Origin of the sequence: Marivita sp., from assembly GCF_022763305.1 — a bacterium.
GTDB lineage: Bacteria > Pseudomonadota > Alphaproteobacteria > Rhodobacterales > Rhodobacteraceae > Marivita.
Genome location: NZ_JALEGT010000055.1, coordinates 177,091 through 196,716, shown reverse-complemented (window position 1 = coordinate 196,716; position 19,626 = coordinate 177,091). Strand labels below are relative to the sequence as shown.

Genomic DNA, 19,626 nt, shown 5'->3' with positions numbered 1-19,626 from the left:
GCGACTCCAAAGATGCGCCTCAACATCCAAACGGTTGTTAGGCGCGAACTCTTAAGGATAGCTGAACATTTTTTTGCTCTCGCCCAACTGGCAGAGGTCAGACCACCGGGTCAAATGTGCGAAAGACGGATCGTGCGCGCCAAAGCGCGCCGGACAGCTCTTTCGTGTCAGGGCCGCTGTGCGATCCGAAGGTCAGATCATTCCGGCTGGCAGATCTCGCCCCGACCCACGGCAATCGCGGTCCGCCACACCAGACCTGTGATGATCGCCGCCAACAGTCCAAGAAGGGTCCAGCCGATGACCTGAAACAACATCGCTCCGGACAGTGCGGCGTAGCGGAAGGACGCAATTGTCATTGCTGCGACGGGAAAGGACAGCGCCCAGAAAGACAGCGCGAACGGCAGCTTCAGAAGCCCCGGCAGCTGAACCAGCACCAATGCTGCGAAGAACAGACCCAGGTTGTAAAGGATGCGCGCCGGCGCATCGAGCACGCCCCCGTTCAATTGAAGCCACGCGAGGAAGGCCACGGCGGGCGGTGCGATCAGGATGGTCAGGGTCGGGCGCAACTTGCCCGGCAAAGGATCGTGGAACACCAGCCGGTTGAACACCAGTGTCAGCAGGACGATCCAGAACATCAGCCCGATGGAAAAGAAGTACCAGCTGGCCTCTTCAAACCCCAGAGTCACGCCCGCAATCGGTGCGTTGACGTTGCCGACCGCCGGGATGAACCATGCCGGTGACATCTGCCCCACGCCAAAGCCGCGATGGCTGATCCAGCTTGTCACGATGGCCAATGTCAGCAAAGCCTGCGCGGACGCCCCGATGACCCAGACGATCGCGGCAAGGTCCGGCTCTGTCCCGCGCAGGGCAATGGCGCCCAGAAGCAGGGAAATGCTGATGGCCGGAAAGAAGGCGAGCTTGATCGGGTGGTTCCATTCTGCCGCGACGGCGCGGGGATAGCGCAGGGCCTTGAGCCCGTAGAGCGCACTCTGTGCGGCAAAAACCAGCAGAGCAAACCCGGCAACCCAATGACCGAGCGTGGCAAACCCCGCAGCCTCGACCGCCAGAGACGTGCCCATCAACCCCATCACCGCGCTGAAGAACGCCACCGGGAAATGCTCGAGGCGGTTGTGGGGCACAGGGGTTTCCGTCGATGTCTGGGTCATGTCTCTGTCTCCGGACGGTGGTGTTCTGACTACTCTGCCGCTTTGTCCGTGTCGACCGGCGGCAGCATTGCGCGCCAAGCGTCATATTGCGACAGGAACACGCGACCGTTCAGCTCATGAATGAAGTGGGTCGCCTTGAGCCGATCCATGACGGGCCCCTTCACCTCGGACAAATGCAGCCCGATGCCAAGTTCCGTCAGGCGCTGATTGATCGCCTCGAGGCTCTCCAGCGCCGAGAAATCCACTTCGTTCACCGCCGAGAACATCAGGATAACGTTCTTGATGGCACATCCTTCGGACACGCGCGCCTGCACCATGTCTTCAAGAAAGCGCGCGTTCACGAAATAGAGGCTCTCGTCAACTCGCAGCGTCAGGACTGACGGATCTGTCTCGACATTGTGACGGTGGATGTTGCGGAAATGCTGGGTGCCCGGCACAAGCCCGACTTCGGCCACGTGCGGACGCGAGGTCTTGTAGAGATGCAGCAGGATCGAAATGCCCACGCCCGAGGCCACCCCCACCTCGACGCCCATCGTCAGGGTGAGCAGGATCGTTGCGCTGACCGCAGCGAAATCGGCCCGGGAATAACCCCATGTCTTCTTGAGGATCGAGAAATCGACGAGACTCAGAACCGCCACCACGATGGTCGCGGCAAGGGTTGCGGTCGGCAGGAAATAGACCAGCGGGGTCAGCGCAACGGCCGCAATGGCAAGTCCGACTGCGGTGAAGGCACCGGCTGCCGGCGTTTCGGCACCGGCATCGTAGTTGACCACGGACCGCGCGAAGCCCCCCGTCACCGGGTAGCCCCCGGTAAAGGCCGCACCAAGGTTGGCCGCACCCAGCCCGATGAGTTCCTGATCGGGGTCGATGCGCTGGCGTTTCTTGGCCGCAAGTGTTTGCGCCACCGACACGGATTCGACAAACCCGATGATCGAAATCAGGATCGCGGGCATCAGCAATTGGCCGATCAGGTCCGGCGACAGGCTGGGCAGCGTGAGCGGAGGCAGGCCTTGGGGCACCTCGCCCACGATCTTCACGCCCATGTCGTTGAGACCCAGCAGCCAGACCGCGAGGGTCGTGACGGCCACCGCGGCCACAGGGCCCGCCTTGGTCAGTACGTCGGCCAGCTTTGGCGAAGCGCCCAGCTTACGCAGCAGCGGCTTCAACCCTTTGCGCACCCAGAACAGAAAGGCCGTGGCCGACACCCCGATCACCACAGTCAGCACGCTGGTATCGCCGAGATGCACCCAGAGCGAGGCCACGATCTCCGGCAGCGTGTGCCCATGCGCCGACACGCCCAGGATATGCTTCAACTGGCTGACCGCGATCAGGATGCCCGACGCCGTGATGAACCCGGCAATCACGGGATGGCTGAGGAAATTCGCAAGAAACCCCAGACGCAGCACACCCAGCAGGACAAGGAACCCGCCGGACAGAAAGGCCAGCGTCAGCGCCGCAACGGCGTAACCGGCTGTCCCGGCCTCGGCGACCTGACCCACAGCGGAAGCTGTAAGCAACGACACCACGGCCACCGGTCCGACAGCCAAGGCGCGGCTTGTGCCGAAGATGGCATAGAGGATGATCGGCGCAATGGACGCGTAGATCCCCGCCTCGGGCGGCAGACCCGCCAACAGCGCATAGGCCAGAGATTGCGGGATCAGCATGATCGTCACGATCACCGCCGCGATCATGTCATTGGAAAACGCGTTCCGGTCATAGCTCCGCCCCCAGTCGAGGATCGGAAAGTAGCCGCGAAGATGGTTCAGCATGGGGTGTCTCGAATTGGTCGCGGACAGAGCCGGATGGCCCTGCCCGTCAGGTCTGTTATGCGGCACGTACCGGCCGCAGCATACGGTTTACTCGGCTGCGACCTTGATTTTCTCGGGCTTGGCCATCCATTCCTTGCCCTTGAGCATCGCCTTCCAATAGATCGGCGGAAGCAGCTTTTCCTTGAGCAGCCACGCCGCGCGGGACGGTTTCGTGCCGTCGATCAGGTAACTCGGGAAACTGGGCTTGAGCGTGCCGCCATAGCCGAACTCGGCCAGCACGATCTTGCCCCGCTCCACCGTCAACGGACAGGAGCCATAGCCGTCATATTGCGCCACGGCCGACCGGCCCCGGATATCCGCCACGATATTGTCCGCAACGGTCGGCGCCTGCTTGCGTGCGGCGGCAGCGGTTTTCGCATTTGGCGCGTTCATCACATCGCCCAGCGACCAGATGTTGTCATAGCGTATGTGCCGCAGCGTGGCCTGATCGACATCCACCCAGCCCGCCGCATCGGCGAGCGGTGACACGCGAATGAAATCTGGCGCGGTCTGCGGCGGGCAAACATGCAGCATGTCGAACTCCACGGTCACCGTGGCAGGCTCGGCGTCCGGGGCGTTGACCGCAAAGGTGGCTGTCTTCGCCGGACCGTCAACCGCGATCAGATTGTGGAAGAAGTTGAGCGAGGCATCGTATTTCTTGACGTACTCCATCAGCGCCGGAACGTAGTCCTTGACGCCGAACAGCACGCCACCCGCATTCATGAACTGAATGTCGATGTTCTTAAGCACACCCTTGCGGAACCAGGCATCGCCCGACAGGTACATCGCTTTTTGCGGCGCACCGGCGCATTTGATCGGCATCGGCGGCTGTGTAAAGAGCGCACGGCCCTGCTTCATGCCGTTGACAAGCTGCCACGTGTAAGGTGCGAGATCGTAACGATAATTCGATGTCACCCCATTGCGGCCCAAGGTCTCTTCCAGTCCGTCCACCTTGCTCCAGTCAAGCTTGAGGCCCGGACAGACGACCAGACGGTCGTATTTCACCACGCGGCAGCCATCGAGGATCACCGCATCGTTCTCGGGCTCGAAGGCCGCGACGGCCGATTTGATCCAAAGCACCCCCTGCGGGATCAGCGATCCCATGGTCTTGGCGGTGTCCTGCGCCTCGAAGATGCCGCCGCCGACCATGGTCCAGCCGGGCTGGTAATAGTGGATGTCCGCCGGGTCGATGATGGCCACCGACAGGCCCGGTTTGCGCGCCTTGAGGCTGGCGGCAACGGAAATGCCACCGGCCCCACCGCCGACGATGACCACGTCGAACTTGGCATCCCCGGTATCGGTCGGCGTCTTGCCTCCATTGGCGATACGCCGGGCAACACCGTTCATGTCGTAGCCCGCAGCCTTGGTTGCACCAAGGATCTCGACCATGGGCAAGGCCTTGGCCTGGCTCAACGACCAGAGCGTGGCCGAGCGTGTGCCGGTCCGGCAATAGGCCAGCACGGGCCCGGGCAGGTCGCGCAACGCCGCACCGAAGGCCACGGCATCCTCGTCCTGCACAAGCCCCGCGCGGATCGGCAGATAGCGTGTCTCGAGCCCGGCGGCCTTTGCTGCGGCTTCGATTTCCTCGTGGGTCGGCTGATCCGCGGCTTCACCGTCGGGACGGTTGCAGATGATCGACCGGAACCCGGCCTCTTTCAGTGCCGGAATGTCGCCGGCGGAGATCTGCGAGCTGACGGTCAGCGCGTCGGTGATCTTGTTCAATTGCATCGCGAAAGCCTCGTCTGCGTGCGTGAAAGGACGTGGCGGCGTGCGCCGCCACGATGTTCGAAGCGTCAGAGTGCGTTGACCGGCACCTTGAGCATCGGACGGCCATCCTTGTCGCGCGGAACCTCACCGGCACGCATGTTGACCTGAAGCGACGGAATGATCAGCTTCGGCATATCGAGCGTGGCATCGCGCTCGGTGCGGAAGGTGACGAACTCGTCCTTGGTCTTGCCGCCGCCGACATGGATGTTGTGTGCCTTTTCCTCGCCCACAGTGGTTTCCCACTGGATGTCGCGGCCATTGGGGCCGTAATCGTGACACATGAAGAGACGCATCTCGTCGGGCAGCGCCAGCACCTTCTGGATGCTGTCATAAAGCGTGGCCGCATCCCCGCCCGGGAAATCCGCGCGGGCCGAACCGCCATCGGGCATGAACAGCGTATCGCCCACAAAGGCGGCGTTGCCCATCACATGCACCATGCAGGCCGGAGTGTGGCCGGGAGTATAGATCGCAAAGGCGTCCATGTTGCCGATAGTGTAGGTGTCGCCGTCCTCGAACAACTTGTCGAACTGGCTGCCGTCGCGCTGGAACTCGGTGCCTTCGTTGAAAATCTTGCCAAACGTGTCCTGCACGACCATGATCTTCGACCCGACGCCGATCTTGCCGCCCAGCTTCTGCTGGATATAGGGCGCCGCCGACAGGTGATCGGCATGGACATGGGTTTCGATGATCCATTCCAGCTTGAGTCCACGCTGCTCGATCTCTGCGATCAGCGCGTCGGCATGGTCATAGGTGATGCGACCGGCGGCATAGTCGATGTCCATCACGCTGTCGACGATCGCGCAGGCGTTCGAAGTCGGGTCCTTCACGATGTAGCTGATGGTGTTGGTGGCCTCGTCGAAATGGGCAGACACCTCGGGTGTGACGGTCATGTTCACGGGATATTGGGTCACTGTGCGGTCCTCCAGAATCAGATTTGATCCTGTGGTACGCCTATGCCCGCCCCCGTTCAGTGATATTGTCACCTTGGGGCCGCTGCGCCCCAAATACGAGGGTTCAGTCGCAGCGACCGGGGTCAGGCACTGTCCGCAAGACGGGACAGGCTGCCGCGATCCAGCAGCGTGATCCGACCGCGCGACTGGGCGACAAAGCCGCGCTTCTGAAAATCGTTAAGCACCCGAGAAATCACCTCGCGCGCCGTGCCGAGTTCCGTTGCCAGCTGCGAATGCGTGGTCGCCAGTTCATCGCCGTCCACCGCGAGGCTCAGCAACCGGCCCGCCAACCGCACGTCGATCCGGCCAAAGGCCACATCGTCGATCACGCGAAAGAGGTCCGTGATCCGCCGCGCATAGGCGGTCAGGACAAATTCGCGAAACTCCCGCGACGCCGCCATCAACCGGTCGAAGGCACCGCGCGGGATCGCCACGGCTGTCACCTCGGTTTCGGTGATGCCTTCCGCCGAATAGGGTTCGTGCGCCAGCAGGCACGCCGTGGTCAGCACACAGCTTTCCCCCGCCTCGACCCGGTAGAGCACGATGTCCCGCCCGCTTTCCGAGGTTTGCTGCACGCGCACGCGTCCCTTGAGAAGAAACAGCAGATTGTCAGGAACGGCCCCGGGGCCGAAGACCGCCGTTCCGGCAGGCACGGTCATGACCGCGCTTTCCGCAACAAGCTGCGCCTTCACCGGGTCCGGCAAACGGCTCAATCCCTGAAAGCGGTCGATCCAGACGGCGTCGGCCATGGGCTCCTCCCGGTAATGTCAGGCAGGCACAGCCATCAGGATGGCCGCGCCCGCCGCTTGGGCATACGCGGCCCGGATGTGCATCATGCGATGGCGTCGAACGGGTTGTCCAGAACGCCGACGAGCGGCATCAGGAACGCGCCGTCGTCAGGATCGAGCGCCGCCGCATAGAACTGATCGACCGAAGCCACCGCCTCGGCAAGGCTGCTGTCCGACCCGTCGAACCCCGCCATGACGGCTATCGCGTTGGGCACATCCGACATGCCGCGATGCACGGCATAGAGCGCCCCGATATCCGTCTTGTCGGCGAGGAATTCACGATCCGCAAGCTGCTGCGCGATGAAGTCGGGCGTCGCATCCGGCCCCGGATCCGCCTTAGCTCCCTCCAGAACACCAAGGATGAAGACATCCCGTCCGATGCCACCGGAGTTGAGCGCGTTGACCCAGAACTCGTAGCCCTCGGGATCCGGGGTCCGCCCCAGCACATTGTCATAGACCGCTGTCGCAAAATCCTCGTTCGACAAACCTTCGGGATAGGCCGCGCGGGTTTCGTCCTGATTGACAAAGAGCGCCGCCATTTCCTGCAGCGACGTCCCATTCGCAAACGCGGTGCCCCAGAAGTTCAACCCCAGCGCATCGGGCGCGCGGTTGAAATAGGCGATGTAAAGCTCGATGAAGCTTTGCAGATCCTCTGCGGACAACCCCGCCGGACCGCCGAACCGCTGCAGGTCGAGGGTCGCGCGGTCGGTGTCGGTGTAGAATTCCACCAATTCGACATTGCGCAGCGTATCCGTCCCCGCCCCGTCGGCACGTCGGTCCTGAACGGTGATCCCGTCGGACCCGATGGTCAGCGTGTAGGACGATTGGTCGCCCAGGAAATACGCAAGGTCGATCCCGTCATTGCCGTCGATCGTGTCGTTGCCGCCGTAGCCTTCCAGCTCGTCATCACCGGCCCCACCGCGCAGATCGTTGTCAAGCGCGCTGCCGTTGATCCAGTCATTAAAGGCCGACCCGGTGGCGTTCTCGATATCGCCCATCAGCCAGATCATTTCCGTGGGCGCGGACTCCACCAGTGTATCGTTGAACTGGTCCGACGGCAGGGCAAAGCCGGTAAGCGTGTCGACCAAGGGCGTCGCCGCGAAATCCGGCAGGAAAATCGTCCAGCCCTGCGACTGGCCCGAAGCATCCGCGCGATCATTCCCGCTGGCGTCCCAAAGCGTGTAATAATAATCCTCGGTCGTCAACGCCAAGGTCGTATCCCCGGCATTCGTCGCCGTGTTCACCCCGTAGAGATATTGAAGCCCCAACACGTCGAGGATCATCGGCGTGGCCGGATCCCAGCGTTCATATTCCTCTTCGAACTGGTCCGAATAGGACATGATCGAAAACCAATCGAGGTCGCGCACGAGGGTCTGATCGAGCTCGTCCAGCGTCGGCCGCCCCGGACTGCCGTCAAACGGGTGCTTCAGACCGAGCGCGTGTCCGATCTCGTGAATGACGGTCAGGAACCCTTCGGATCCGGGCCGGAAGCTCGATCCCGCAATGATGTCGTTGTTGAAGTTCATGAAGACGTCGCCGCCCTCGGTCGAATATTGCTCGAACTGGGTAAAGGGCTCGGCTCCCGGATAATAGGCATAGGCAAGCGTGCCATCATCCACATCGGAATTGTCGAGCGTGTAAACCAGATCCGCGCCTGCCTCCCCGGCAACGATGGGGCTCGTGAAATCGCCCACGTAGTCGAATTCGACATTGATGAACTGTTCGATCGAGGCCAGAGCCGCCGAAAAGGTCTGGATGGCGCCGGCGCGGTCATCCCAGACATGTTCGGGGTTCAGACCGTCCGCCAACGCCCATGAGATCGTCCTTGAGAAGGACAGGTCCCAGGCATAGCCGTCGACCAGAACGTCGATGATGGGATTGCCGGTTGGCTCGGAAGTGACTGCTCTAAGAAACGCCATCTTGGTCTCCGGAGAATGCGTAACGAAACTATGCGCACAAGAATCCGTTCCGATGCGCGTCATGGCGGCACCGGACAGGACTCTCACGCGTCAGGTTAAGCTATGGCAGGGATATGTAAACAGTTTTCGCACAACCATTTTTTCGTCCGGACCGCCCATGTCAGACCATCCAGAATCCGTTTTTCTTGATCTTTTGCCGGATCGGTTGTTCCCGGCTGGGAAGGTGATCCCGGTCGAATAGCGCGCGCACCTTTTGGCCGCGATTCTGGTAGATCATGCGCTTGAACGGCTCGTAATCCTTCAGCAACCGCTTCACCGGGTTGGGTGCCGCAAGGTCCGTCAACAATTCCACCACCGCATCGCTCTCGCGCGCAAAAAGGAGCGGCATGTTCCGATAATGCACCGTCGTGTCCCCGTCGAGATAGCCTTCGGGCAGCGCGTCGCGCCCGCCGCCCAGCGAATGGATCACGAGGGGCAGCGCGATCTGGTCGAGCCATGGCGTCAATTGCTGACAAACCAGTTCGCGCGGTGGATCCTTCCAGATTGACAGCGCCATGTCGAGAAAGATCTGCCCGAACACATGCGGACAGCTGTAATAGAAAAACCCGGCATTAAAATAGAGATAGCGCCGCCAGTACTCGTCCGGCTGCGACAGATCGAGGGAGCTTTGGAAATCGAGCCCGAACCGGTCGTAAAGCGATTTCCAGATGTCCGAATACCCCGGCCCGTAGAGTTCGATCTGCGGCCATGTCCCTTCGACACGAAGCGATGCCGCGGGCTTGGAAAAATCGAACGGCACGTCGCCAAGTTCGCCCGTGACCAGCGTGTCGGTGTCGAAGAAGACGAAAGGCTCGCCCTTCGGCAGCGCAAAGAGCGCCTCGATCTTGTTGCCATAAGGATAGTCGCTGCCAAAATGTCGGGCCTCGAACGGCAGGATCGTCGCGCCCTGTGCTTCGATCATGTCCCGCAGCGGTTCAGGCCTGATGCTGGGATCGGTTTTCCACTTGGGGCCGGGCTTTGGTTCGGCCACGAAAAGCCGGAAACGCGGGTCGCGCGTGTTGCGGCGCAGTGACAGGGCAAACAGAAGCGCCTCGTAAGCAAGGCGGCCCATTTGCCCGACGATCAGGACATTGACGGTTTCGGTTCGTGCCGGACGGCGGGCCATGCGGTTCCTCTGGCGTGCTGCTCGTGTCTTTTTGCAGCCACTATAGGCAGGCTGGCCCGTCCGTCATAGAGCCCAGATCATTCAGACAGGATCTGGTAGACAAGTGTCACATTCGCGCGCAACTCGGCCTCGCCCTGTGCCAGCGGCACCGCCTCCTCGGCCATGCGCGCCATGCCCATCAACTCGGGCCTGTATGTCTGCGCACCGGCCTCGGTCAGGCTGAGAAGCGGTCCCAGTTCAACCCCGGCCGCCGTTGCAAAAAGCTCGGCCCGTGCACGGGCGGCTGCAACCGCCTTGACCCGCGCTTCGTCAAGGAGCGGCTCGGGATTGGACACCATGAATTGCAACCCGTCGAGCTGATTTGCCCCATCGCCGAGGACCGCATCGAGGATGCCGCCAAGCGCGTCCAGGTCACGCACCCGGACAGTCACGCGGTTGGACGCGGAATAGCCCTCGATCTCGGGGCGCGACTGCGACGCGGACCGGTTCGACCATACCGGCATCAGACGGAGATCGGATGTCTGGATATCGCGTTCTACGATCCCCGCTTCACTGAGCCGATCGAGAATCGCCCCGGTGATGACCGAGGTCTGATCCATCGCGGATTTGGCAGTTTCCGCCTCGGCAGCCGCCCCCATGGTGATGACGGCCATGTCAGGAACGGCAAAAACGCTGCCTTCTCCGGTGACGGTGATCTGACCTGTCGGGTCGGCCCAAAGCGGCGAAATTCCGAGCACGAAAAGCAGCGCAGCAAAGAAACCTGTGACTTTGGGCATGATGACCTCTATTTTGCAATTCATAACAGGCCAAGCATCCACCCCCGTTGCGCTGCCGACAAGCACCGATTTTTCCCCGCGCGAAAGATCGCCTTATCGCGTTCAACATGCGCGTAAGTGACTCCCATCCCGTGCCAAGGACTGCTAAAATACCCTTATGAAGCCAGACTTTGCCCTGACTCTTTCATTCGAAGGCATCTCGCTGCTGCGCCGTGTGTCCAACGGTTGGGCGCTCATCGGCGATGTCGCCCTGGATGCCGCCGATCTGCGCGGCGTCCTCGCCGAATTGCGGTCCGAGGCGGACGCCCTGTCGCCCAAGGGCGGACAGGTGAAGCTCGTCATCCCGAACGAGCAGATCAAATATCTGTCGATCCCGGATACCGGCCAGACCGGCGATGTCCTGCAACAGGACATCCGCGCTGTTCTGGACGGGGCCACGCCCTATGCGGTCGACGATCTGCAGTTCGACTGGTCCAAGTCGCATGGAACCATCCATATCGCGGCCGTGGCCAAGGAAACGCTGGACGAAGCCGAAACCTTCGCCAAAAGCCACCATTTCAATCCAGTGAGCTTTGTCGCGGTCGCGTCGGAGGGTGCGTTCGATGGCGAGGTGTTCTTCGGCCCGGCCGCCGGATGGGACGGGACCGCGCCCGAGCGCGACGCCACTGCCATCCGCATCGTCGACGCACCGGCAATCGCCCCGTCTGCCGACGTCGGGCCAGCATCTGAACCATCATCGGACCCAGCTGACGAAGCTGCGCCAACTCCATCCGCACCCGAGGCGGAGGTCGAGGAAGACGCTGCCGAGGCGCTTGCACCGGGTGCCGCCGCGGACGTTGAAGCGGGCGATGATCCCGAGGCCTCGACACCGCTGGATTCTGACGTCCCTGACGCACCAACGCCCCAGCCGACCCTGAGCGCCCCCACGGCAGACCCTTCGGCAACGCCCTCGTTCGCCTCGATCCGCGCATCGCGCACCGCCCCCGACCCCACAAGTGCCCCTGCCGCCCCGCGCATCGACAGCCCGGCGCCCGACGCGGCCCCAGCGCCGCGGTTGAAACTGGGAGGTGCGCGCAAATCCACGCGGGACAGCGATGTGACGTCTGCGGTCCTGCAGGTTGATGCGACCGAAGAACCCGTAGAACGCAAAGGCTTTGGCTTCTTCAGCCGCCGAAAATCCAAAGCGCTCGAAGCCGATCCTGCAGCCGCGCGTCCCGTACCCCCGGTGACAGCACCAACGCCGGAGTTCTCGGCCAATCCGCCGACCCCAAGACACGATCCCGAGCCCGCTCGCGCCGCCGTGGCCCGGATCGCCGCCATGCGCGCCGGGCGCAAGACTGATCCTCTTCCCGCGGCGGCTGCGCCGGTCGAGGACGAGCGCGCGCGGATGACCGTTTTCGGGGCGCGCACCGAACCCCAGATCGGTGGCAAGCCCCGGTTCCTCGGGCTCATGCTCACCAGCGCCTTGTTGATCTTCCTCCTCGCCGTTGCGGCCTGGGCCAGCGTGTTCCTCGACGATGGCCTGTCCCGCTTCTTCGACCGCGAAGACGCGACCCCGTCGATCGCGCGCATGCCGGATGTGGAACTGCTGCCGCTGGATGGCTCTATCACAGCCGCGCCCGAGGAAGACGAAACCGTCGAGATCGCGGCGCTCGATGTAATGGACGCACCGCTGGACATGTCCGACGGCTTGTCGGATGTCCTGCCACCGCCTGCCGCGCTGACCCCGGAAGAAGCCGATGCGCGCTATGCCGCGACCGGCATCTGGCAGCGCTCCCCCGAGGCTCCGACCACACCGACCCTGACAACGCTCGACGATCTGTACGTGGCCTCCATCGACGGAGAGGTGCAACAATTCGATGCCGTCGCCCTGCCCGGCGCTGAACGGTTGCGCAACGATCAGACCTATCTGTCCCAGCCGAATCCGGCGCCGCCCGGAACCACCTTCACTCTGGACGAGCGTGGTCTTGTGGTCGCAACACCCGAAGGTGCCGTGAACCCCGACGGCGTTCGTATCTTTGCCGGCCTGCCCCCCGTGGTGCCACCGCAGCGCACGGTACCGGACGTGGTTCCGACCGCGCCAGACGAGAACGCGGGCAGCGCTGTCGTCGCACCCGAGCTCGAAGGCTTCCGACCGCGTGTCCGTCCCGAAGGCCTGATCGAAGGCAACGAACGGGCACAGCTTGGCGGACGCACCCTGGCCGAGCTTGCAGCCCTCCGGCCCGCCGCGCGACCCGAAACGCTCAAGGCGCAAGAGGAAGAGTCACAGCCCGACGCCACGCAATTCGCCGTGGCGCAATCGGTCGCTCCGGTCACCCGCCCACGTGATTTCGCCCAGATCGTCGAACGGTCGCGCGCCCGTCAGGAAGCCGCGCCCGCCGAGGTCACGCAGGTCGCCGCTGCCGCCGTGGCACCGCGCACGGTTCAGCCCAGCATCCCCTCCACCGCAAACGTCGCACGTCAGGCGACCGTGACAAACGCCATCAACCTCCGTCGGATCAACCTGATCGGTGTCTACGGCAAGCCGTCCAACCGCCGCGCCCTCGTGCGTCTGTCCAATGGCCGGTATCAGAAGGTTCAGGTGGGCGACAGGCTGGACGGCGGACGCGTCGCCGCCATCGGCGACAGCGAATTGCGCTATTCCAAGAACGGCCGAAACGTCGTTCTGGGTATGCCCGACGGGTGAAGACCACACCGACCCGCCACCCTATTGAGCACAGGATACCGGGATGCCGAAAAAATCGGCAGCCTCTGATCCAATTGGTTGCCTCTCGCGTGCAAAAACCGGCATGCTTGGACGAGTGCGAAAGGCCTGATCAGAATGGGTGAATTTCTTTTCCTGGCGTCGGTGTTCCTGCTGGCTGCAGTGATCGCCGTTCCCATTGCGGCGCGGCTCGGTCTGGGGTCGGTGCTGGGCTATCTCCTTGCCGGTGTGGCCATCGGTCCGGGTCTCGGGCTTGTGGCCGACACGACGGATCTGCAGCATTTCGCGGAATTCGGCGTTGTGATGATGCTCTTCCTGATCGGCCTCGAACTCGAGCCCCGTGCGCTCTGGGACATGCGCCACCGGCTGATCGGTCTGGGCGGCCTGCAGGTGATTGTCACCATGCTGGCCGTGATGTCAGGGGCCATCTACCTGGGCTATGTCTGGCAGACCGCTCTTGCCATCGGGATGATCTTCGCACTTTCTTCTACCGCCATCGTGCTGCAGACCCTGAGCGAGAAAGGCTTGATGCAGACCAGTGGCGGCAGATCGACCTTTTCGGTTCTGCTGACACAGGACATTGCGGTGATCCCGATGCTGATCATCCTGCCGCTTCTGTCCGTACCCGCCGGCCCCTCGCTAAATCCCGATGGCTCGATTTCCCGGGCACCGCTGGAGATGATCGACGATGCGCATCACAGCATGTCCCTGATCGAGGGACTGCCCGGCTGGGGCGTGACACTGGTGACGCTGGGGGCTGTCGCCCTGATCATCATCGGAGGTGTCTACGGCGCGCGTCCGCTGTTCCGCTTCATCCATGCCGCCCGGCTGCGCGAGATGTATACCGCTCTGGCGCTTCTGATCGTCATCGGCATCGCCTTCCTGATGACCGCCGTAGGCCTGTCCCCTGCCCTTGGCACCTTCCTTGCCGGCGTGGTTCTGGCCAACAGCGAGTTCCGGCACGAACTTGAATCCGACATCGAACCTTTCAAGGGCCTCTTGCTCGGGCTGTTCTTCATCACCGTGGGGGCAGGCATCGACTTTGGCCTCTTCTTCTCCGAACCGGTTGCCCTTCTTGGCCTCGCCCTCGGGATCATGACGCTCAAGGGCCTGATCCTGTACGCTCTGGGCCGCATCTTCAAACTGCGCGGACGCGATCAGTGGCTCTTCACTCTGGGTCTGGCCCAAGCCGGTGAATTCGGTTTCGTGCTGATCTCGTTCTCCCTCCAGCAGGCCATCCTGCCGGCCTATCTCGCGGACAGGCTGTTGCTGATCATCGCCCTGTCGATGCTGATCACACCGCTGGCCTTTATCCTTTATGAATACCTGTCCAAGCGCATGAAGGACCCGGATGGCGACCTTCAACATGACGAGATCGACCAGCAAGGCACGGTGATCATCGCGGGGATCGGCCGCTTCGGTCAGATCGTCAACCGCCTCGTGCAATCCGTGGGTGCCAAGACGGTTGTGATCGACAACAACCTGCAAACCATCCAGCTGATGCGGCGTTTCGGCTATCAGGGCTTTTTCGGTGATCCCCTGCGCCCCGACCTTCTGCATGCTGCCGGGATCGACACCGCGCGCGTGCTGATGGTGGCGCTGGACGATCCCGTCGCGGCCGAGCGGCTTGTCACCTATGCGCGGCGTCTGCGCCCCGACATCCACATCGTCGCCCGCTCCCGCGACAGGACGCACACCTACCGGCTCTACAAGGCCGGAGCGAATGACATCGTGCGCGAACTTTTCGACAGCTCCCTGCGCGCCGGGCGCTACGTGCTCGAAAACATCGGTCTGACGGATTACGAAGCCTCGGAAGCGGAAAAGCTGTTCTACCATCACGACCGCTACACCGTACGCGAACTGGCCGAACTGTGGGATCCCAATATTCCGTCCGCCCAGAACGAGGCTTATATCGCCCGCGCGAAGGAACTGGAAAAGGAGCTCGAGGCGTCCCTGCTCAGCGCGCTCGAGAACGCGAACAACGACGCCGCATGAAAAAAAGCGGCCCCGACCGGGACCGCTTTTACGACCATTTGGTAAAAAATCAGGCTGCCGCAGGTGCCCGCGACATCAGCACGTCGCCAACCTGCTTGGCCGCAGCCAGTTCGTCCCCACCCGAGGTGGCCGCAACTTCACGGGTCAGACGTTCAAGGGCGGCTTCGTAAAGCTGACGCTCGGAATAGCTTTGCTCACGCTGGTCATCCGCGCGGTGCAGGTCACGCACAACCTCGGCAATCGCGATCAGATCACCCGAGTTGATCTTCTGTTCGTACTCCTGCGCACGGCGCGACCACATCGCGCGCTTGACCTTGGCCTTGCCCTTCAGCGTCTTCATCGCCTGGCTCACCACGTCGGGCGAACTCAGCGACCGCATTCCGATTTCCGATGCCTTGTGCGTGGGCACGCGCAGGGTCATCTTGTCTTTCTCGAACGAGATCACGAAGAGCTCGAGCTTGATGCCGGCAATCTCCTGCTCTTCGATCGACACGATCTGGCCAACGCCATGTGCCGGGTAGACAACGTAATCATTCGGACGGAATTCGGATTTTTTCGATTTGGTCATTCAGAACCTTCCTTGGCGTGCGCCCGTGTGACACAGACAAAAAAATCGAACGGAGGCTTCGCTTCCGGTCGTTACATTCAGTGTTTCAGAACAAGCTTATGTCAGCTTTTTTACCAGCGCCGATTGAGGCGCATGTCCCACAGGTGTCATTTTGTAAACAGAGTATAACACAAAAAAGGGCCACGCGGTAGGGGCGCGTGGCCGTCGGCCTTTAATCGCAAATACAACAGGTTAGATGGCGACTCTGAGCCAGATATCGCCAACAGGGCGAATCATCAGCCGCCTTCACCGGGCGCTTCAGAGAAGTACTTTTCAAGCTTGCCGCTTTCGCCGTCCCGTTCTTCCGCCTCGGGCAGCGGGTCTTTCTTGGTGATGATCACCGGCCAAAGCTCGGCATATTTGCGGTTGAACTCGACCCACTTCTCCATGTCCGGCTCCGTGTCCGGGCGGATCGCATCTGCCGGGCATTCCGGTTCGCACACGCCACAATCAATGCACTCGTCCGGGTGGATCACCAGCATGTTCTCGCCTTCGTAAAAGCAGTCCACCGGGCAGACTTCGACACAATCGGTGTATTTGCAGGCAATGCAGGCGTCGTTGACAATATAGGTCATGCATTCGGTCCATTGATCGTTCGCAAGCTAGCTAAGCCACTCGGAAAAATCATTCAAGCAGGTCTGACCGGGTTTGTTGCAGGGCGCGACGATCTTTCTTGGTCGGGCGTCCCTTGCCGTCGAAACGCGGTACCTGTTCGATCACCGCCTCGCGCGGTTTCGGCGGATCGAGGTCCTCGTAAAGCTGCTGCGCCTCGGGCGCAGGCCCACGCCGTTCCCCCATGGCCAGCACCTTGATGACCCGCACGTCATTGGCCTGCGGAAAGGTCAGCACATCCAGCGCCGACACCATGTAGGCCGGTTTGGAAATCGGCTGACCGTTCACCCGCAACTTGCCCCCGGACACGACCTTGGCGGCAAGGCTGCGCGTCTTGAAGAAACGCGCATGCCAAAGCCATTTGTCGATCCGAAGCTTCTGCGCCGGCTCGGACAACTCAGTCCTTCGTCTTCAGCCCCATGAGGGCTGCAGCAAAGGGATTGTCCGGATCAATCTGCTTTTCCTTCTTGGGCGGACGCGCTTGGAAGGTCTTTGCCCCGGCATCGCGCGGTGGCTGACCCTTGCCTTTGGGCTTGCCCTTGCCACGCGGACGGTCGCCCTGCGGCTTGCCTCCGTCGCGACGGCCTTTGCCAGCCCCACCTTCGCGACGCGGCTGACGCTCAGGCCGGTTGCCCCGCCATGTGAAGGTGTAGAACACCTCAATTTCCGGCCCGGCCAGCGCGGCATCGGGTGCCGCACCCGGGTCGATCTCGGTCTCCGAATTGACCGGAACGGGCACCTCGGCAACAGGATCGCCCGGCGCGTCGGCAACTGGTGCGACACCGGTTTCCGGCATCGCTTCGGCCGCGTCAGGAACATCGGCAGCCTCAGGCGCATCGGCAGGGGCTGTTGCCGCACCGGGCGCAGCGTCCTGCCCTGCATCCATCACAGGCGTATCTTCGACGGGAACGGCACCATCAACCGCTGCGTCCTGCTCTGCGGCGGCAGCGGTGTTCGCCTCGGGGACCACGGCATCGACCGCACGCACTTTCTCGCGCTCGCCTTTCTCCGCCTTGTAGCCCAGCCCGCCCATGAGATCGGCAAACTGTTCGAGCGTCAGACCGGTGATCGAGAGCATATCGGGATTCGCTTCGAATCCGCCCCGGCTGTCCTGCGCACGAAGCAGATCGGCCAGACGTTCGAGCATGTCGATACGGATCGCGCGGTCACCTGCCGCGCGGTAGCCGGACACGGTGTGATGCTCGGCGGGCGTGCCCGGCGTGTTCGGCACCGTCACCAGCCCCGGAGGCGGTGCCTCGGGGAATTCGTCGAGGTTCTTCGACAGGCTCCAGAGCACCAGCCGCAGCCGCGTAGGCGCAGGCTTGAGCAAGAGCGGCATGAACACGGTGAACTGACCAAAGCGAATACCATGCTTGCGCAGCAGCCCCCGCGCCTCCTGGTCCAGCGCCTTGACATCATCCGCAACGTCGGCGCGCGGCAGGATACCCATCGCCTCGACCATGCGGAACGCAAAGCCGCGTGCAAGGCCGGTCAGTGTCTCGTCTTTCTGAAGGTTGATCAGAGGCTCGAACAGCGCAGCAATCTTGCGGTCGATGAAATGCTGCAACCGTCGCTGCACCTTGGACGCGACATCCGCCCCCGCCTCTTCATCGACAAAGGCGACGACACGCGGCTTCAAGGGATCATCTCCGGCGGTTAGTTTGCCCACCGCCTGATCGCCCCACATGAGGCCGCCCTGCTCGGTGAAATCCATCTCGGTATCGGGCGCGTTGTAGAACCGATCCGCCCGCAGATGGAAATGCGGGGCAAGCGCCTGCATCGACGCGGTCTTCAGCGTCTTGGCTTCCTGCCCGGTTGCATCCTTGTCCTGGCGGAACCGGAACCCTTCGAGCCTGCCGACGAATTCGCCTTCGACGGTGACTTCACCCTTGTCATTCACTTCGGCCAAAAGGGCCTCCTTCTGTTTCAACCGCCGCAAGAGCACGGATGTGCGCCGGTCAACAAATCTCTGGGTCAGGCGCTCGTGCAGCGCGTCCGACAGTCGGTCTTCTACAGCGCGTGTCTGCTCGCGCCAATGGCTTTCGTCATGCACCCACGCTTTCCGCTGCGCGACATAGGTCCATGTGCGGATATACGCCAATCGTTTCGACAACGTGTCAATGTCGCCATCTGTCCGGTCGATCCGGTTGACCTGCCGCCCAAGGAAATCATCGGGGATGGCTCCGCGTTGGTGCAGATGTCCATAGATAACTTCCAGAAGCCCCGCATGTTCCGCATGGCTGATCCCCCGGAAATCGGGAATCCGGCACACATCCCACAAAAGCTGCACCGATTTCGGATCGGACGCCCGCGCCTGCACCTCGGCCACGGTGCTCAGCGCCTTGAGCGCCTGCAGGTCATCCGCCTCACGCGCTTTGACCAGCAATTCATCCTTGGGGCTTTCCTCGAGCGAGGCAATCAGCGCATCGATCGTGCCGAACCGAAGATCGGCATTGCGCCAGTTCAGCTTTTTAAGCGGAGTGAAGCGGTGGTTGCAGATCGCCTCAGCCACCTCTTCGGCCAAAGGCCCGGCCTCGCCGGTCACGCCGAACGTCCCATGCGACATGCCCCGCCCCGCACGGCCCGCGATCTGGGCCAACTCATTGGGCATGAGCGGCCGCATCCGACGCCCGTCGAACTTGGTCAGCGATGAAAACGCGACATGGTTGATGTCAAGGTTCAGCCCCATCCCGATGGCATCGGTCGCCACGAGGAAATCCACCTCGCCATTCTGGTAGAGATCCACCTGCGCATTGCGCGTCCGGGGCGACAAGGCCCCCATGACCACGGCCGCGCCGCCCTTCTGACGGCGCAGCAGTTCCGCGATGGCATAGACGTTCTCGACCGAGAACCCGACAATCGCCGTCCGCGGCTGCAAGCGGCTGATCTTTTTCGATCCGGTATAGGACAGTTGGCTCATCCGTTCCCGGCGCACGAACTCCACACCCGGCACAAGCGCCGCGATGGGTCCGCGCATCGTGTCCGAGCCCATGAACAGCGTCTCGTGCAACCCGCGCATCCGCAGCAGCCGGTCGGTGAAGACATGCCCACGCTCGGGATCGGCACAAAGCTGGATCTCGTCCACACCGACAAAATCGCAGCCCATGCCTTCGGGCATCGCCTCGACCGTACAGACCCAGTATTGCGCGCGCGGCGGCACGATGCGTTCTTCACCCGTGACCAGCGCCACTACCGACGGCCCACGGGCCGCGACGATCTTGTCATAAACCTCGCGCGCCAGAAGACGCAGAGGCAAGCCGATCATGCCGGTCCGATAGCCCAGCATCCGGTCGATGGCGTAATGGGTCTTGCCTGTGTTGGTCGGGCCGAGAATGGCCGCAACCCGTGCATGTCCGGCCATGTTGACGT

14 protein-coding genes are annotated in these 19,626 nt (G+C 62.4%); 2 read left to right on the top strand and 12 right to left on the bottom strand.

The features are described from left to right. Positions 1-197 precede the first annotated feature (197 nt). From MRY75_RS11620 to MRY75_RS11585, 8 genes are all read right to left on the bottom strand, one after another. Complete coding sequence (locus MRY75_RS11620; protein ID WP_292307941.1) at positions 198-1,166, bottom strand: SLAC1 anion channel family protein; 969 nt, start codon at positions 1,164-1,166, stop codon at positions 198-200. Between the two features lie 29 nt (positions 1,167-1,195). Further along, positions 1,196-2,935, bottom strand: a complete 1,740-nt coding sequence (gene sulP, locus MRY75_RS11615; RefSeq protein ID WP_292307939.1) for a SulP family inorganic anion transporter — start codon at positions 2,933-2,935, stop codon at positions 1,196-1,198. Between the two features lie 87 nt (positions 2,936-3,022). Continuing rightward, the gene (locus MRY75_RS11610; RefSeq protein WP_292307938.1) at positions 3,023-4,702 is read right to left on the bottom strand and encodes a bifunctional protein tyrosine phosphatase family protein/NAD(P)/FAD-dependent oxidoreductase; all 1,680 of its coding nucleotides are present in this window, start codon (positions 4,700-4,702) and stop codon (positions 3,023-3,025) included. Between the two features lie 65 nt (positions 4,703-4,767). Then, the gene (locus MRY75_RS11605) at positions 4,768-5,652 is read right to left on the bottom strand and encodes an MBL fold metallo-hydrolase (RefSeq protein ID WP_292307936.1); all 885 of its coding nucleotides are present in this window, start codon (positions 5,650-5,652) and stop codon (positions 4,768-4,770) included. A gap of 122 nt (positions 5,653-5,774) precedes the next feature. Beyond that, complete coding sequence (locus tag MRY75_RS11600) at positions 5,775-6,440, bottom strand: Crp/Fnr family transcriptional regulator (RefSeq protein ID WP_292307934.1); 666 nt, start codon at positions 6,438-6,440, stop codon at positions 5,775-5,777. An 83-nt stretch (positions 6,441-6,523) separates the two neighbouring features. After that, a complete protein-coding gene (locus tag MRY75_RS11595) occupies positions 6,524-8,398 on the bottom strand; it encodes a DUF4214 domain-containing protein (protein WP_292307932.1) in 1,875 nt (624 codons plus the stop codon). Between the two features lie 160 nt (positions 8,399-8,558). Continuing rightward, positions 8,559-9,563 carry a hypothetical protein gene (locus MRY75_RS11590; RefSeq protein WP_292307930.1) on the bottom strand — a complete coding sequence of 335 codons (1,005 nt, stop codon included), beginning with the start codon at positions 9,561-9,563 and terminating at the stop codon, positions 8,559-8,561. 77 nt (positions 9,564-9,640) lie between these two features. Then, complete coding sequence (locus tag MRY75_RS11585) at positions 9,641-10,339, bottom strand: SIMPL domain-containing protein (protein WP_292307929.1); 699 nt, start codon at positions 10,337-10,339, stop codon at positions 9,641-9,643. A gap of 157 nt (positions 10,340-10,496) precedes the next feature. Between MRY75_RS11585 and MRY75_RS11580 the strand changes: the two genes are divergently transcribed. Both MRY75_RS11580 and MRY75_RS11575 read left to right on the top strand, forming a co-directional pair. Further along, positions 10,497-13,025, top strand: coding sequence for a hypothetical protein (locus tag MRY75_RS11580; RefSeq protein ID WP_292307927.1), 2,529 nt, complete (start codon positions 10,497-10,499; stop codon positions 13,023-13,025). Positions 13,026-13,160: 135 nt separating this feature from the next. Beyond that, positions 13,161-15,038, top strand: a complete 1,878-nt coding sequence (locus MRY75_RS11575; protein ID WP_292307926.1) for a monovalent cation:proton antiporter-2 (CPA2) family protein — start codon at positions 13,161-13,163, stop codon at positions 15,036-15,038. Positions 15,039-15,087: 49 nt separating this feature from the next. On the opposite strand, the gene MRY75_RS11570 is transcribed toward MRY75_RS11575, so the two are convergent. From MRY75_RS11570 to MRY75_RS11555, 4 genes are all read right to left on the bottom strand, one after another. Continuing rightward, positions 15,088-15,606, bottom strand: coding sequence for a CarD family transcriptional regulator (locus MRY75_RS11570; protein WP_292307924.1), 519 nt, complete (start codon positions 15,604-15,606; stop codon positions 15,088-15,090). Between the two features lie 275 nt (positions 15,607-15,881). Beyond that, on the bottom strand, positions 15,882-16,220 hold the full coding sequence (fdxA, locus tag MRY75_RS11565) for a ferredoxin FdxA (RefSeq protein WP_292307923.1): 339 nt from the start codon (positions 16,218-16,220) through the stop codon (positions 15,882-15,884). A 49-nt stretch (positions 16,221-16,269) separates the two neighbouring features. Next, on the bottom strand, positions 16,270-16,653 hold the full coding sequence (locus MRY75_RS11560; protein WP_292307921.1) for an RNA-binding S4 domain-containing protein: 384 nt from the start codon (positions 16,651-16,653) through the stop codon (positions 16,270-16,272). Between the two features lies 1 nt (position 16,654). Continuing rightward, the gene (locus MRY75_RS11555; protein ID WP_292307920.1) at positions 16,655-19,618 is read right to left on the bottom strand and encodes a helicase-related protein; all 2,964 of its coding nucleotides are present in this window, start codon (positions 19,616-19,618) and stop codon (positions 16,655-16,657) included. Positions 19,619-19,626: the final 8 nt, after the last annotated feature.

Excerpts from the sequence above, each read along its gene's own strand:
- MRY75_RS11620 (WP_292307941.1), bottom strand. The coding sequence starts at position 1,166 with ATGACCCAGACATCGACGGAAACCCCTGTGCCCCACAACCGCCTCGAG.
- sulP (WP_292307939.1), bottom strand. The coding sequence starts at position 2,935 with ATGCTGAACCATCTTCGCGGCTACTTTCCGATCCTCGACTGGGGGCGG.
- MRY75_RS11610 (WP_292307938.1), bottom strand. The coding sequence starts at position 4,702 with ATGCAATTGAACAAGATCACCGACGCGCTGACCGTCAGCTCGCAGATC.
- MRY75_RS11600 (WP_292307934.1), bottom strand. The coding sequence starts at position 6,440 with ATGGCCGACGCCGTCTGGATCGACCGCTTTCAGGGATTGAGCCGTTTG.
- MRY75_RS11595 (WP_292307932.1), bottom strand. The coding sequence starts at position 8,398 with ATGGCGTTTCTTAGAGCAGTCACTTCCGAGCCAACCGGCAATCCCATC.
- MRY75_RS11590 (WP_292307930.1), bottom strand. The coding sequence starts at position 9,563 with ATGGCCCGCCGTCCGGCACGAACCGAAACCGTCAATGTCCTGATCGTC.
- MRY75_RS11585 (WP_292307929.1), bottom strand. The coding sequence starts at position 10,339 with ATGCCCAAAGTCACAGGTTTCTTTGCTGCGCTGCTTTTCGTGCTCGGA.
- MRY75_RS11580 (WP_292307927.1), top strand. The coding sequence starts at position 10,497 with ATGAAGCCAGACTTTGCCCTGACTCTTTCATTCGAAGGCATCTCGCTG.
- MRY75_RS11575 (WP_292307926.1), top strand. The coding sequence starts at position 13,161 with ATGGGTGAATTTCTTTTCCTGGCGTCGGTGTTCCTGCTGGCTGCAGTG.
- MRY75_RS11570 (WP_292307924.1), bottom strand. The coding sequence starts at position 15,606 with ATGACCAAATCGAAAAAATCCGAATTCCGTCCGAATGATTACGTTGTC.
- fdxA (WP_292307923.1), bottom strand. The coding sequence starts at position 16,220 with ATGACCTATATTGTCAACGACGCCTGCATTGCCTGCAAATACACCGAT.
- MRY75_RS11555 (WP_292307920.1), bottom strand. The coding sequence starts at position 19,618 with ATGGCCGGACATGCACGGGTTGCGGCCATTCTCGGCCCGACCAACACA.